Source organism: Hymenobacter sp. FMD4, from assembly GCF_058932745.1.
Genome location: NZ_JBZYWH010000005.1, coordinates 162,745 through 177,224, shown reverse-complemented (window position 1 = coordinate 177,224; position 14,480 = coordinate 162,745). Strand labels below are relative to the sequence as shown.

The window sequence follows — 14,480 nt, the reverse complement described above, 5'->3', positions numbered from 1 at the left end:
AGGGGCCCTTGGGATACAAACAGGAAAGCCGGGGCCTAATGGAAGGCCCCGGCTTTCGGGAAGTTCAGTAGAAGAATTACTTCTTCTTAACCTTGGTTTTGCTGTTGGCCTGGCTAGCAGGCTGAGCAGCCGGCGTGGAGGTAGCAGGCTTAGCAGCAGCAGGCTGGTTGTTCTGGCCAGGGGTTACACCCATTTCTTTCAGTACGATGTCCGAGATGTCACCATCTTTCGGCCCGTGCAGCAGGATTGGGGTAGTACCGAAGCCAGCGTCGGAGTTGAACACGTAGGTGTAGCCGTTCTTCTCAGCTACCACATCAATGGTCTTCTGCAGCTTGTCGTATACCGGCTTCAGCAACGCCTGTTGCTTCTGCTGTACGGAGCTTTCGGCGTTACGCTGAAACTCCTGGATGGATTGCTGGAGGTTCTGAAGCTCCTTCTCTTTATCAGCGCGCACCGGATCCGACATGGTAGGAGCACCTTTCTGGTAAGCCTCTGCCTTGGTCTGATACTCTTGATACTTCGCTTTGAGCTGGTTTTCGAGCTGCGTGCTGTAGTCTTTCAGCTGCGACTCAATCTGGCGGCTCTCCGGCATCTGGCTAATAACATAGTCAATGTTGGTGTAGCCGATTTTGAGCGAAGCCGACGCGGTGGCCGGGGCAGTCTGTGCCAGGGTAGCAGGAGCGGCAGCCAGCGTTAAGGCTGCGGCGGCCAACACGAGGCGAAACTTGCGGGTCAGGGTCATCGAGAGAAAAAAGTCAGAAGGGTTAGATTCACAAAGTTAGTTATTCCGCGCACCTGAGCGCGCCGGCTGCTTTCCTCGGGCTGGTTGTGCCGGTTTGGAGGCAGGCCGCTGGTCCTCAAACACAGCATCGTCGGCGGCACCTCCGGGGGTTTGCGGCGTTTGTACCGTACGCACGACACCTTTCGTGCCAGGTTGGTTACGGTCGTCAGAAGCTAAACCCAATTCTTCCAATACAAATTCCGTGTAGTCATGCGCGGGATTGGTATAAAGCATGGTCAAGTCGCCGGCTTTGTCAAAAACAATGGCCAACTGTTTCTTTTTGGCCATTTTCTCGATGGCCTCAAATACTTGATCCTGGACGGGCTTGGTGAGCTCCTGCCGCTTTCTGAACAACTGACCTTCGTAACCGAAGATCCGGTTCTGGTAGGTTTTGATGTCTTGTTCCTTCTTCAAAATCTCGTCCTGCCGCTTTTTCTTCATCGGCTCCGTCAGCAGCACCTCTTCAGCTTGATAAGTGCGGTACATACGGTCGAGGTCTTTCTTCTGTGCTTCCACCTCTTTCTGCCAATTCTGCGACATGGTATTCAACTCCTGCTGCGCCTGGGCATAGGCCGGCATTCGGCTCATCACGAATTCCGAGTCAACGTAGCCAAATTTCTGGGCCTGTACCAAGGTAGGCATCAGCGCCAGCCACAGCATCGGCAATGCAAACAATAGTCGTTTCATATGCTACAGAACGTTGGCTACAGCCTGTTTGGTGCCTTAGCGTATTTGCTGGCCGATGATAAAGTGGAAGCGTCCCTTTTCCTGGCTTACAACGCCAGGCACGCGGTCGAAGCCATAGCCGTAGTCAAAGCCCAGCAAACCAAAGGCCGCCATGAATATGCGCGCCCCGACGCCAGCTGAACGGTACAGCTTATAAGGGTTGTACTCATTGTAGGTGTTGAAGGCATTACCAGCCTCAGCAAAACCTAGTACAAAGACCGTAGCCGCCGGGTTCAGCGATACCGGGAAGCGCACTTCTGTTACGAACTTATTGTAGGCAATACCGCCGCTTTGGCCCTGCCGAGCAGTCGGAATGGCTTGGGGGTCGTTGGGGTCGGCGTAGCCACGCAGGCCGATGAATTCAGTACCGACAAGGAAGTTAGCTGCACCACCGAAGCCCAGACCGGCTCCACCCATTTTAAAGCGTTCAAACGGACCGTAGTTACGTTCGTCATTGTAGCGACCAATGAAGCCAAAGTGGGCGCGGGTGTTTAACACCAGCTTACCGACCAGCGGTGTAAACCACGAGGCATCAAACATCCATTTGTGGAACTCGATCCACTCATTCACGTTCGGGTGCGAGCCAGGAAACAGCGAGTAAGGCGGTGTCAGGTTCAACGACAACGACAAAGCCGAGCCCCGGCGGGTGAAGGTAGGATTGTCGGTACTGTTACGCGCCAGCGTAGTATTGAAGGTGAAGTTGTTAGCGTTGCCGGAGTTGAAGCCCTCGAAGAACGGATAATCCTTCAGCTTGTACTGGCTGAATGACAGGCTATTGCTCAACGTGAAGTAGTCATCAGGCCAGCGCAGACGACGACCCAGGCCCACCGAAGCGCTGTTAACCTTGATAAAGCTGCCCTCGGTGATATTCAGCGCAGAGCCGAAGCGCTGAATACTCTTATTAACCGTCACCGATAAAGAGTTGGGCTTGCGGCCACCCAACCATGGCTCGGTGAACGAAAGTGAGTACGACTGGTACTGCAGACCGTTGGCCTGAATGTTCACTGCCAAGCGTTGGCCGTCTCCACCCGGCACCGGGCGCCAGTTGCGTAGGTCCCCTGCTTTGCGCATTGAGAAATTGTTGAACACAAGGCCAACCGTACCAATGAATCCAGCGAAGCCACCCCAGCCGCCGGAAAGCGTAATTTGGTCGGAAGGCTTCTCTGAAACGGTGTAGTTGATATCCACAGTCCCATCAGCTGGATTCGGCACCGGGTTGATACCGATCTTTTCCGGGTCAAAATATCCCAGCGACGACAGTTCGCGTTGCGAGCGAATCAGCAGCTCCCGGTTGAACTTATCACCCGGCAGCGTCCGCAGTTCGCGCCGCACTACGTGGTCCGATGTCTTGGTATTACCGGCGATGTTGATGTCCTTGATGCGGGCCTGAACGCCTTCCGACACCCGCATCTCGATATCAATGGAGTCGCCTTCCACACGCGTTTCCACTGGGTCAATCGAGAAGAAGAGGTAACCATCGTTCATGTACAACGATGTCACATCTTGTCCAGTGGGGTTATAGTTTAGGCGCTTATCCAACGCCTCTTTGCTATAAGTGTCTCCTTCCTTAATGCCTAACACCGAGGAAAGCGTCTTATCGTCGTAGAGGTAGTTACCGCTCCAAACGATGTTGCGGAAGTAGTACTTCGGTCCTTCCTCCAAGTTGACATGCAACACCAACTTATCGGCTTCCTGTACAGTGGCTTTGTGTATGCCGAACTTGCCGTTTTCCTTACCTAACCAGAAGTAACTACGCTGGTTACGTACCGTTACGAGCGAATCGGAAGTGATGATGGCATCACGGTACCCCTGGGCGTTGTAAAAGTCGATAAGCTTTTGCTTATCGGCTTCAAATTCACTTTTCTGAAACTTACCGGAGTTAAGAAACTTGTACGCTTTCTTCTCCTTGGTCTTCTTCATCTTGCCCTTCAGCTTGCCATCGGAAAAAGCTTCATTACCAATGAAGCTAATTTCCGATATGCGCACTTTGTCGCCTTTCTTGACGTCGATTACCAGCTCCACGCTATTCGGCAGCGACGAATCGGGCTCCTGCGTGATGCCAACGCGAACATTCATGAAGCCCTTGTCCGTATAAAACTTGCGGACAGCTTGACGAGTGTTACTCAACAATGCATCAGTCACCACCTTGCCACGCACAATTTTGACCTTGTTGCGTAATTCGTCGGCTTGGGTTTTGCTGATACCAGTAAAGAATATTTTGGACAACCGCGGGCGTTCCTTCAGCTGAAAATCCAGGAATACGCGGTTGCCTTCGATGCGGTCGACAACTACTTGTACATCGCCCAGAATGCCTTGGTCCCAAAGCTTACGAATGGCCCTGCCCAGCTCTTCGCCAGGCAACGAGATTGGGTCACCCACCTTTAGGCCGGTTAGGCCTACCAGCGTGTTAGCATCCAGGTAACGGGTGCCGCTGATGTTGATGCCGCCGATTTCGTAGCGTTGCGGCTCTTGACCGGAAGCACCTGCCGGCGCTGTTTGCGCCTGTAGCGGTTCGGTCGCCAACCCTAGCAGCAGCCCCGCCAGTACCAGACCGCGTAGCTGAGGAATAAAAGAACTCATCGAAGAAAGAAAACTTACGAAACGGTCAGTTGCTCACTGGTTTTGCCAAAGCGGCGTTCCCGGCGTTGGTATGCCAGGACCGCTTCGTAGAAATGCTCCCGCCGGAAGTCCGGCCATAGCAGCTCAGTTATGTATAGTTCGGTGTAAGCCAGTTGCCACAGTAAAAAATTACTGATGCGCTGCTCACCGCTGGTACGAATCAGCAGTTCCGGATCGGGCATGCCGGCAGTAGATAGGTAGCTAGCTACCATCTCTTCGTTTACTTCGCCGGCTCCAATGCGCCCATTAGCTACATCAGCTGCTATCCGGCGGGCGGCCTGCGTAAGGTCCCACCGCCCACTGTAGCTCAGCGCCAGCACGAGCGTAGTTCGGCTTCCACCTGCGGTAAGCTCCATGGCTTCAGCCAGCTCGCGTTGACAAGAGTCGGGTAGCTGCGTAGTGTCGCCAATCGCCTGAAGACGAATGCTGTTTTTTAGCAACGTGGGAGTCTCTTGCCGAATGGTGTGCACCAATAGCTGCATCAGAGCCATTACTTCATGCGCTGGCCGCCCCCAGTTCTCGGTGGAGAAAGCATAAAGCGTGAGATACGATACCCCAAGCTCGGCAGCAGCCTCCACGGTGTCGCGAACAGCGGTAATGGCGCTTTGGTGCCCGAAGATGCGCAGGCCACCCCGTTTCTTTGCCCAACGGCCATTGCCGTCCATAATCACGGCGACGTGAGCAGGAATGCGAGTGGGGTCAATAGCGGAAAGGGTGGTCATGCGTAGTGTTTGCGTAAAAGAGGCCGCAAGTTACGCAAATGGTTGCACAAGCCCGGATTTGAGTGGGTTACCGCAACAGCTTCGGGTCTTCCTTATAGGAATCAGGGCAACTGATTTTGTAAAAAGTATAAGACAGGCTAATGCCAGTATAATAATACCAATCCTGATCAAAACGATTGGCAACGGCCGGACTTTGGTCCTTCACGTGGTCCAGCATATCGGAGAAGGCCTTACGTGCTCCGGTTTCCAATCCTAGATTCCAGTGGCGAGACAATGCCAACTTCAAGCCAACACCTGCTGGCACTGCAATACCTAAAACAGTTTCAGATTGATCAAAGCCGGCTAATGGCCCCGAAGTCTTGGTGAAACCAGCAAAGCCAGCCAAGCCTACAAAAACGTAGGGAGTAAACCGTACTTTGTCGCGGCGGTTATGAAAGTCGAAGAAGTTGTATTCGACAGTTCCGGCCAAATCCAAAAGCGAACCTCTCATGTTGGCTTGCCGATACGCAGCTAGGGGGAGAGTATTACCTGCTTCGCCTGTTACGTTGACATCGTTGGCGCGCAGCATACCATAAGTAGCAGTGCCGCGCAGTGTGATTGGCGCCGAAATGTCTTTCCGGTAAAAAGCGCAGACGGCTGGCCGGTTGTTTAAAAACCGGTATTCGGGCGCTAGCTCACCCTTATAGTTTAGAGCTCCAAGGCCGAGACCTAGTTCACTCGTGTGTTGGGCGGCTACTTGATGTGCAAAAAAAACACTCCCTGCTTGCACAGCGCAAACAAGGAGTGTTTTGAAAAGAGTTGGCTTTGTCATCAGGAGGTGGCTGCGTTGGCGGCAGCCAACGACTGATTAACGGAATTTAGGGCTCTTAACGCGGGGAGCGAGGATGTAGTTTAGCGAGAAGCCAGTAACGATGTACCAGTCATCTTCATTGCCTTTGCCGCGCTGGTAGCCGCCTTGGTTGTCGCGGTTCCAGGTTTCGGGGTGGTTACGTGTGATGTCCCAGCCAAAGTACTGAGCGGCTTCGCCGTTCAATTGACTACGTTGAGCAACGTAGTTGGTGCTAACATCATCAAGGTAATCGGTGAAGGTTTTGCGCCAGCCGATTTCGAAGCCCAGGTCAAAGCTCTTGTTCAGCTTGTAGCGTACACCACCACCAAACGGAATAGATACCTGCCACAGGCCGTAGGTGCTGCCACCGGCCAAGCGCTGGCCTTCGGTGCCTAGAGGCTGCAGGGCAACGTAGCTACCGTTGTACAGACCCTTGGGGTTGTGGTGAAATACAGCTACACCACCGAATACGTAAGGAACGAAATCGGGACGCTTCAAATAGTTGTTGCGGTTCTCGATCAGGTCGAAGATACCAACCGCCGACAATTCTACGATGTCGTTGCGGAAATTCATGTTCCGGTTGTATCGGAACTTAGCATCCTGGTCGGTGTCGTCAGCGGCTTTGGCGTCGTCACCGGTGATGCGGCCGTACGACAAAGCAGCACGGGCAGAAATCCGTGGGGCGAAGCGACGCGTGTAAGTTACGCCAAGGTTGGGGCGAGTAGCTGCAAAGCGCAAGCTCGTGATGCTAGGCTTGGGCACTACGTCACCAAAATAGTTCATGGCGTTAAGAGTAACGCCAACGGAGTTGTACTGCTTCCGCTTGCTGAACTGCTGGGCACTCGCCTGGTTGGCCACCAGCACCAGCGCCAGTACCAGCGTCAGGGTGAGAGTCAAGAGTTTCTTCATACTACTGTGGAGCGGTTTTTTAAGAATATCGAAGTTCAGAAAAGCGGGAATGCCAAATGGGCACGGTTGCAGTCAGTGACAAAAGTACTAGGACGAGTGAGTATTAAAAACAATTCATAGAAAAAATCCGATGCTTTACACGGACAGTGCAACAGGATTACGACGATCAAGCCCCCAGTTTAATTTGCTGCGTAAGGTACTGAGGAAATTCACGTGATTCAGCTTGACGAGTTTTGCATCGAACATCTCACGCCGGACAGCTATTTGCACACCTGCATCTACCGTAACTGATCGGGAATCAAGAGAAAGCAAAAAATTATTGCTGCGACCCTCGATTTCGAAAGAGATTACGCTACGGTCGGGCACAATCAACGGCCGGACATTGAGGTTGTGGGGGCATACGGGCGAAATGACGAAATTGTTGGTTTGGGGCAGCATCACCGGCCCCCCGCAGCTGAGCGAATACCCGGTGGAGCCAGTAGGAGTAGATACCACCAGCCCATCGGCCCAATAAGAATTCAAGTATTCGCCATCGATGTAGGTGTGAACCACAATCATGGAAGACGTGTCACGCTTCAGGATGGAAAACTCATTCAAGCCGAAATCCAACCCTTGAAAAACGTCTGGGTCAGTATCAGCGTGGATAAGGCTCCGGGTTTCAAGCCCAAAGTGCCCCCGGTAAAGTGCGTCGACGGCTTGCGTAATCTGGTCTGGGGGAACAGTAGATAAAAAGCCTAGCCGACCAGTGTTGATACCAAGAATGGGGATTTGGAACCGCCCGACGTAGGTAACGGTATCGAGTAAGGTGCCATCCCCGCCAATGCTGAGCACAAAATCGGTTCCGTAAAGCGAATCGCCCCTTCCGAACCGGCGGATGCCCTCAGGCAAGCGGACATGCGGCTCCAGGATTTCACAAAAAGACGCAGCAACGCTAATCTGGGCGTGCCGAGCCGCCAGATCGTCGAACAGCGCTTGCAAATGCGGCGCCATATCGGCACCGAATGGTTTTCCCAAGATGGCAATGCGCATACGCGGAAGAAGGCCTTACACTTGGCCGCTTAGATGGGAAACTCGGTTCGGAAAAAAAAGCCCCCGAAACCGTTTCGGGTTCGGGCGTATTCCAAGGTAAACACGCGGTCGTAATAAGTGACTACGTGCAAGCCAACGCCTGCACTGGCTAACAGTTGATTGGGCAGGCGGTTTGAGGCCGGTACGGAACGCTCGGCTACGTACCCGGCATCGGCAAAGGTATTTAAATAGACCACCAACGGAATGCGGTCCAGCCGGGCGTCGTTGAGCATGGGCAAATCCAATCGCCCGGCATCGAAGAGCCGCAAGGACAGGCCCTGCCGCACCACGGCGTGGTGCCGGCCATCGACCACATACGCATCGTAGCCGCGCACCAGGGATTGGCGGAAACCGAGGGCGTGACTATCGGCATAGGCAAGACGGCGAGCGAGGCGCAGGCGCAGATTGCTACTGACGCTGTAATAGAAGCCGTGGCCTAGATCAACGTATCGGGCGTAGAGCAGCGTGGCCGCGGTGATGGGCGGTAAGCCAGACGTAAGGTAGCGCCGATGGGCCAAGGAAGCCTGTAGAAAGGAGCCGCTCAACGGATAAGCAAAGGTGTTGCGCCGATTCAGGGTGCGGGATACTACCAGCTCGGCGTACTTGCGTTGCGTGGCTCCGAGGAAATACTCGGGGTTGCGCAACCGCACGGAATCCGTGATTCGATCAGTGTAGTAGTAAGCTTCTAGAGTCGTAAGCCGCTGCACCGTACGCCGCCACCGCAGCCCACCGCTTACGTACCATCGTTGAATGGGGAATTCATCATCGGAACGGTAGGCCAGCAGCTGATCCTGTCGAGTGGCATAATCTACGGCACGGCTTTGCTGTAGCGAAGCGCCTAGCGAAACACCAAGCCGGCGGGAACGACGGCTAACAGTAGGCGCGATATAGAAGAGCTCGTACTTGCGGTTGAAGCCTAGTTGCAGATTACCAAACAACTGCTCATTGCGCCCGCGAAAATTGTAGCGCATGACGTGTAGCCCGTAATCAAGGCGGCGCCACCGGTCGGGTCGGTCAAGCCAAGAGCGGAAATTGCGGTCGGCTAACGAAAATATCGGAACCGGAAAGGTGTACCACCTCTCCTGCATCCCAAACAGCACAACCAATTCCCCCTCACGACAAGTGACTTGCGTATTTACCTGATTGAAGAGTTGCAGGTTGAAAATACGCAAGCGGTTACGCTCTAGCTGCTGGGCTAGCGTCGCTACCGGTAGTGAGTCGCCTTCTTTGAACTCAAGCTCCGCACGCAGGATGTATTCCTTGGTGACTTCGTTGCCGACAAACAGCAACTGGCTTACCCGCACTTTGGTGTAACCGGGACACTGAGCTAAAGTCAGACTGTCTAGGCTTGCCCGGCGAACGGAATCGGGTACTGGATTATTCGCTTCATAAAGCTGGCCAAAAGCATCAGTTTCCCCAAAGGGTTTGGGAACGGCCAGAACCGGCAGTGCGCTGACAAGAAGCCACAGCCACGCTGTGAGTAATACTGCTCGCACTAACTATAAACTCAGGTAACGCATCAGCGCATCGAGGCGCTCCTGGTCGGCTTCGGTAATTTCGCCGCTGCCGCTAAACTGAGCCGTAATCACGTAACCAAACCGCTCAAGCGTGGCCACGATGCGGTTCATGCTGTTGGTGTTGATCTTGATGGTGAGTCGGATGCTCTGAGGGTCGTTTTCGTCCTCGGCCACGTGGGCGCTCAGCACCTTGGCGTTGTTTTCCTCGATGTACCGGCTGATCTGACTCAGGGAATAATCGCGCTCGGGCATTGCCAATACCAAGATGCCGCTTTCGCCGGCGGTGCCCGGTAGTTGACCAAAAGCCGCTAGCGTATCTCCTACGGTAACCACCCCCAGGTATTCGCGTCGGTCATCGAGCACAGGCACCAGCTGCACTTTGTTGCGAATGGCCATTTCCATCACGCTATAAAAGTGCTGGTCGCGCTGCACGTGCACTTCGGAAAACCCAAAGGGCACATTGGAAAGCAGTTGATCGGGGTCGGCGGCCACATCGATCAGGTCTGACTCGGTAATCATACCACGGTACTGCCGGTTTTGAACCACCGGGAGTTGATCCACGTGGAATTCCTCCAGCCAACGCGCTGCCTTGCCGGCGGAGTCAGACACCTTCAACGGGGGTATCATCTGGTTGAGCAGGTCTTCGGCGAGCATAGAATGCATAGCGGCCTGGGTAAGCGGTGGAAAACAAGTCGCAGCTATATAAGCAACAAAGGCCCATCTAGGTTGCACTGGCTTTCGAAAAAGGCAGTACTCCCCTCGGACGCGACTGAACACTACGAGTAAACGAGCCGATTGGCTGCGTTTTGGTTGCAGGCTAAGCGCCTACGACTGATTGCGGCACTGCTTGCTGCAAAAACCGACGCAGCAGGCGGTTGAAGGCCTGCGGACGCTCCATCATGGGCGCATGGCCACAGTGGTCCATAAAATGTAGTTCCGACTGAGGCAACAGGCGGTGAAATTCATGGGCTACCATCGGCGGCGTGATGGTATCGTTAAGGCCCCAAATCAACAGTACTGGGGCCTTGATCTTGCTTAGGTCCTTAGTCAGGTTATGACGCTGCGCCGACCGGGCAATGGTAATGATACGCAGACACTTGGCATTGGAGTTGGTGATATCAAACACCTCATCCACCAGCTCCTTAGTGGCCACTTTGGGGTCGTAGAAGGTATAGGCTACGCGCTCTTGTACATAGGCGTAGTCACCGCGGCGGGGGAACGAGCCGCCCATGGAATCCTCAAACAAGCCACTGCTCCCCGTGAGTACCATGCGCTGCACGCGGGCTGGATTGCGCAGGGCATACACCAGCGCTACGTGTCCCCCGAGAGAATTGCCGAGCACGGTAGCGCGCTCGTTCAGGCCCATGGCTTTCACAAAGTCTTCTACAAACTCTACTAATCCGGAAATACCGGCCCGGGTGAGAGGCAACTCGTAAACGGGCAGCATGGGAATGACGACCCGGTAGTCGCGGGCAAATTCTTCGATAACGCCCTGCCAATTGCTCAACGCCCCAAACAGACCGTGCAGCAGCAGCAATACGTCGCCGCTACCCTCATCCACATATTTGAACCCGTTGCGCTGCTTAATCTGCAATTCCATCGTTCTCAATAAGCACTTCTGGCACGGCCAGCGAACCGGCCACACCTTTGCAATGATACACAATCCGCACCCAATTGCGCAGTATAGCCAAGCCCTGTGTTGTTAGCAATGCCTCGGGGTGAAACTGCACTCCATAAAGCGGCAGATGGCGGTGGCGCAGCGCCATTAGTTCATAATGTGCATCGGCAGTATACGCCAAGGGCAGCAAACAAGATGGCAACTGATGCAGCACCAACGAATGATACCGCGTAATCGGCATGTGCGTGGACAGCCCGTCAAACAACGCATCGGTTGGCTCGGTGACCACCATATCCGACACTTTGCCGTGCATGGGGCGGGCAGCCCGGCCTAACTCAGCGCCAAAAAACTCTCCCAATGCCTGGTGGCCAAGACACACGCCCAGCATCGGTACCTGCTGATGCACCTGCGCCAGCAGTTCCATCATGACGCCAGCCTGCCGAGGTGAGCCTGGCCCCGGCGACAATACCACGGCATCAAACGCTAAGGGGAGTAGTTCAGCTAGGGGCGTATCGTTACGGCGCACGACTACTTCCGCCCCAAGCTGCCGGAAGTAATCCAGCAGGTTGTAGGTGAAGGAATCAAAATTATCGAGCAGCAGCAGACGCATTGGCCAGTGGCGGACTTGCAGGAAAGGGAAACGATGAAACGACGCTCGGCCACCTCACAATTTCTCTTGCTTACAAGTTCATATTCAAAACACGTTGCGCAAGGCAGTGAGCAATTCCGCAGCGAAGGGCAACACAAAACCCACGAGCTGCAGCGCAACCGGCGACGCCTGCTCTACAATGGGCAGTAGCATGGAATCGTGCGCCAGTTCTTTGCCGATAGGCATACCCGCCAGGCCGGTACCGTAGAGCAACAAGCTCAAGCCCAATACCCATTTCAACAACCCGGCAGCGCCACCCAGCAAATTATCCAAGACCCCTAGAGGCGTAAGGTGCACCACGCTTTTCAGCATGCCACCAGCCATGTGTACACCCCAGGCAATTAGGGCAAAAACCAGCAGAAAGGATACCAATGGCAACATACCGAAGGCTTCGCCTACGTAATGCCGCACCAAGGGAACAGCGGCGTTCAGAAGCTTTAGCCCGCCAATTACACCTAGTACAAAAGCCACCAAAGACGCCACCTCCAGCACAATACCCCGCCGGAAACCTTTAACGGCTCCGATGGCTAACGGCAGCAGCAGCAACAAATCGAAGCCGGACATTTTACCTTGACGAGGTGATTCCCCAGTGGGAGTGCATGTGCTTAAGTCAGGGTATTAGCTTGAGCTAAGCACATGCACTCCCACTAGCACCTTAAAAATTCGTATTGTTCAGCAGGCGGTTTACCTCCTGTGAAATGGCGCGGCCATCAGCTTGGCCAGCCAGTTCGCGGGCAGCTACGCCCATTACTTTGCCTAGGTCTGATGGGCCGGTGGCGCCTACGCGGTTGATGATACCCACGAGGCGCTCCGTTAGGTCAGCGTCGGAGAGCTGAGCGGGCAGGTACTCCTCAATGATGGCTAACTCGGCCAGCTCGACTTCCTCCAGATCGGAGCGAAATTGCTTCTGGTAGGTTTCGGCGGCTTCACGGCGCTGCTTGGCAGCTTTGTTCAGCAGCTTGAGCTCCGTGTCGGGCGTGATTACGCCGTTGGCCCCTTCAGCCGTTTCGGCCAGCATAATCTGAGACTTGATGCTGCGCAGGGCAGTGAGGCGAAGCTTGTCCTTGGCCAGCATGGCCTTTTTGATATCAGCGTCGATTCGTTCTTTCAGCGTCATAGGTAGGCGGCAATAAAAATGAGGTGCAAGATTAGTTCTTTTGGGCAGACCGCTAATACGGGCAGTTAAACAGCCCGGGTACCAGCCAGCAGCTGCTGACGAAAAGCCGCTTGTTCGTCGACGTATAGCGCGACACAATTTACAGTGCGGCGGATGCCATACATACCTTCGCAGCTAACGGGCTCGGACAGTCTCAGCAGGACGTTAGGTGTTGTCAGAAGGGGTTTAGCCAGGTTCAGCGTGCCTTTGCGGGCCGCGGGTTCATCGCGCAGCTCCTCCACCGCCACGATAGAGGCCCGTGGCACCACCACGCGCCATATTATCCCGACGCGCAATATCAGTTGCTCATCGGTCAGCACCACGGGGCGCAGAACCACGGCGCGTAGGTGCGCTACTAAGAACAGTAGCGTGTATAGGTCTAGAACCAGCACGATCATAGCCGCAGTACTACTCCACCGCGACACCAAGAGATGCACGACTACCGTTTCGACTACCGATAGGCCAGCCAGGGTGATGATAAGCGCCGAGAATCCAGACTCCCGGTAGTTGGTGAAGCCGGTTTCCTCCGGGGCCACTTCAGGAGCGGCGCGCCAGCTCAGCAAGGCGTAGCGGAAAAGCGAGATTTCCGACAGCAACGGCTTCAGTGCCCTGCCAAACACGCTTTGAAAGGCCGCTGCCAGGTTCAATTGGAAGTCGGCGCTGTGCTGCCGGGCGGCCTGGTAGGCGCGAACCAAGCGCCGCAGATTCACTACGGCCATTGCGGCGGCGCCCGCCTCCAGCAATACTAGGCTATGTCCCGCCCACCGCAGATATAGCTGCTGGGGCGCAGGAATTAGGAAATGACCAATGGCCAGCGCTGCACCAAACGCGGCCACCACCGAAGCAGCCGGCAGGCGGTAACGCCGCACAATAAACCAGTAGTACAGCAGCGGAATGCCGATCAGCAGATCGAAGGTGACAGCCGCGGGCAAGGCAGGCTGCAGGGCAAACTCCGGCAGCAGGACTACGAGCCGCTCGACAAATAAAAGTGTCAACAGCAAGCCGGCAAACCAGAACAAGGGGCGTAAACGGGGGGCAAGGGTTAGCATCGTACAGATGAAAGGCGGAAACTGTGTACCGCCGGGGCCCTTCCCTTTATCTTTGACGGCTTACTGACCGTATGGGCTCTGGCAGCTACAGATATGACAAAACTCAGCGTAAACATAAACAAAATAGCGACCCTGCGGAACGCCCGGGGCCACAACCGTCCCGATGTATTGCAGGCAGCTCGCGACTGTGAGCGTTTCGGTGCCCAGGGCATCACGGTGCACCCGCGTCCCGACGAGCGGCACATTCGCTACCAGGATGTGCGCGACCTGAAAAGCATTGTAACTACCGAGCTGAACGTAGAAGGCAACCCGACCCCTGATTTCCTCGACCTGGTGCGCGAGGTGCGCCCCGAGCAGGTCACTTTAGTCCCCGATGCGCCCGACGCCATTACCTCCAACGCGGGTTGGGATACCATGCGCCATCAGCAACAGCTGACGAACATTGTGACGGAGCTAAAGGCACTGGGCTGCCGGGTGAGCATTTTCCTTGACCCCGATGTGGAAATGGTCAAAGCTGCCGTGGGCACCGGTGCCGACCGCATTGAGCTGTATACCGAAGCCTACGCCAGCGGCTACCATCAGGACCGTGAAGCCGCCGTGGCCCCCTACCGGGCTGCCGCTCTCATGGCACAGCAATTGGGCTTGGGCTTGAACGCAGGCCACGACCTAGACCTCGACAACCTAGCCTACCTGAAACAAGAGTTGCCCGGCCTGCAGGAAGTCAGCATCGGTCACGCGCTTATCTGCGATGCGCTGTACCTGGGCTTGGAGAATACCATTCAACTGTACCGCCGCCAATTGGTGTAAATAGCTGAACTTGTGAAATGCGGAACATGA

The 14,480-nt window shown here is 55.0% G+C and carries 15 protein-coding genes; 1 reads left to right on the top strand and 14 read right to left on the bottom strand.

All coding sequences use genetic code 11. The features are described from left to right. Positions 1–76 precede the first annotated feature (76 nt). The 14 genes from AC5FXY_RS07540 to AC5FXY_RS07475 form a co-directional block, all read right to left on the bottom strand. On the bottom strand, positions 77–742 hold the full coding sequence (locus AC5FXY_RS07540) for an OmpH/Skp family outer membrane protein (RefSeq protein WP_493556041.1): 666 nt from the start codon (positions 740–742) through the stop codon (positions 77–79). 36 nt (positions 743–778) lie between these two features. Then, on the bottom strand, positions 779–1,468 hold the full coding sequence (locus tag AC5FXY_RS07535; protein ID WP_493556040.1) for an OmpH/Skp family outer membrane protein: 690 nt from the start codon (positions 1,466–1,468) through the stop codon (positions 779–781). A 36-nt stretch (positions 1,469–1,504) separates the two neighbouring features. Beyond that, on the bottom strand, positions 1,505–4,087 hold the full coding sequence (gene bamA / locus AC5FXY_RS07530; protein WP_493556039.1) for an outer membrane protein assembly factor BamA: 2,583 nt from the start codon (positions 4,085–4,087) through the stop codon (positions 1,505–1,507). A 14-nt stretch (positions 4,088–4,101) separates the two neighbouring features. Next, a complete protein-coding gene (uppS, locus tag AC5FXY_RS07525) occupies positions 4,102–4,848 on the bottom strand; it encodes an undecaprenyl pyrophosphate synthase (protein WP_493556038.1) in 747 nt (248 codons plus the stop codon). A 67-nt stretch (positions 4,849–4,915) separates the two neighbouring features. After that, positions 4,916–5,659 carry a type IX secretion system protein PorG gene (gene porG, locus AC5FXY_RS07520; RefSeq protein WP_493556037.1) on the bottom strand — a complete coding sequence of 248 codons (744 nt, stop codon included), beginning with the start codon at positions 5,657–5,659 and terminating at the stop codon, positions 4,916–4,918. Between the two features lie 36 nt (positions 5,660–5,695). Next, positions 5,696–6,586: a DUF6089 family protein gene (locus tag AC5FXY_RS07515; protein ID WP_493556036.1), complete on the bottom strand. Its 891-nt coding sequence runs from the start codon at positions 6,584–6,586 to the stop codon at positions 5,696–5,698. A 135-nt stretch (positions 6,587–6,721) separates the two neighbouring features. Further along, positions 6,722–7,615, bottom strand: coding sequence for an NAD kinase (locus AC5FXY_RS07510; RefSeq protein WP_493556035.1), 894 nt, complete (start codon positions 7,613–7,615; stop codon positions 6,722–6,724). A gap of 29 nt (positions 7,616–7,644) precedes the next feature. Further along, on the bottom strand, positions 7,645–8,958 hold the full coding sequence (locus tag AC5FXY_RS07505) for a POTRA domain-containing protein (protein WP_493556034.1): 1,314 nt from the start codon (positions 8,956–8,958) through the stop codon (positions 7,645–7,647). Positions 8,959–9,153: 195 nt separating this feature from the next. After that, positions 9,154–9,834, bottom strand: coding sequence for a CBS domain-containing protein (locus AC5FXY_RS07500; RefSeq protein ID WP_493556033.1), 681 nt, complete (start codon positions 9,832–9,834; stop codon positions 9,154–9,156). Positions 9,835–9,988: 154 nt separating this feature from the next. Further along, entirely contained in the window at positions 9,989–10,771 is a 783-nt protein-coding gene (locus tag AC5FXY_RS07495; RefSeq protein ID WP_493556032.1) for an alpha/beta fold hydrolase, read from the bottom strand. After that, complete coding sequence (locus AC5FXY_RS07490; RefSeq protein WP_493556031.1) at positions 10,755–11,399, bottom strand: anthranilate synthase component II; 645 nt, start codon at positions 11,397–11,399, stop codon at positions 10,755–10,757. The genes AC5FXY_RS07495 and AC5FXY_RS07490 overlap by 17 nt, the downstream gene beginning before the upstream one ends. A gap of 84 nt (positions 11,400–11,483) precedes the next feature. Continuing rightward, positions 11,484–12,002, bottom strand: coding sequence for a CvpA family protein (locus tag AC5FXY_RS07485; protein ID WP_493556030.1), 519 nt, complete (start codon positions 12,000–12,002; stop codon positions 11,484–11,486). Between the two features lie 91 nt (positions 12,003–12,093). Then, positions 12,094–12,555, bottom strand: coding sequence for a GatB/YqeY domain-containing protein (locus tag AC5FXY_RS07480; protein ID WP_493556029.1), 462 nt, complete (start codon positions 12,553–12,555; stop codon positions 12,094–12,096). Between the two features lie 65 nt (positions 12,556–12,620). Continuing rightward, on the bottom strand, positions 12,621–13,643 hold the full coding sequence (locus AC5FXY_RS07475; RefSeq protein WP_493556028.1) for a hypothetical protein: 1,023 nt from the start codon (positions 13,641–13,643) through the stop codon (positions 12,621–12,623). A gap of 93 nt (positions 13,644–13,736) precedes the next feature. Between AC5FXY_RS07475 and AC5FXY_RS07470 the strand changes: the two genes are divergently transcribed. Beyond that, entirely contained in the window at positions 13,737–14,450 is a 714-nt protein-coding gene (locus AC5FXY_RS07470; protein WP_493556027.1) for a pyridoxine 5'-phosphate synthase, read from the top strand. The last annotated feature ends 30 nt before the right edge of the window (positions 14,451–14,480 follow it).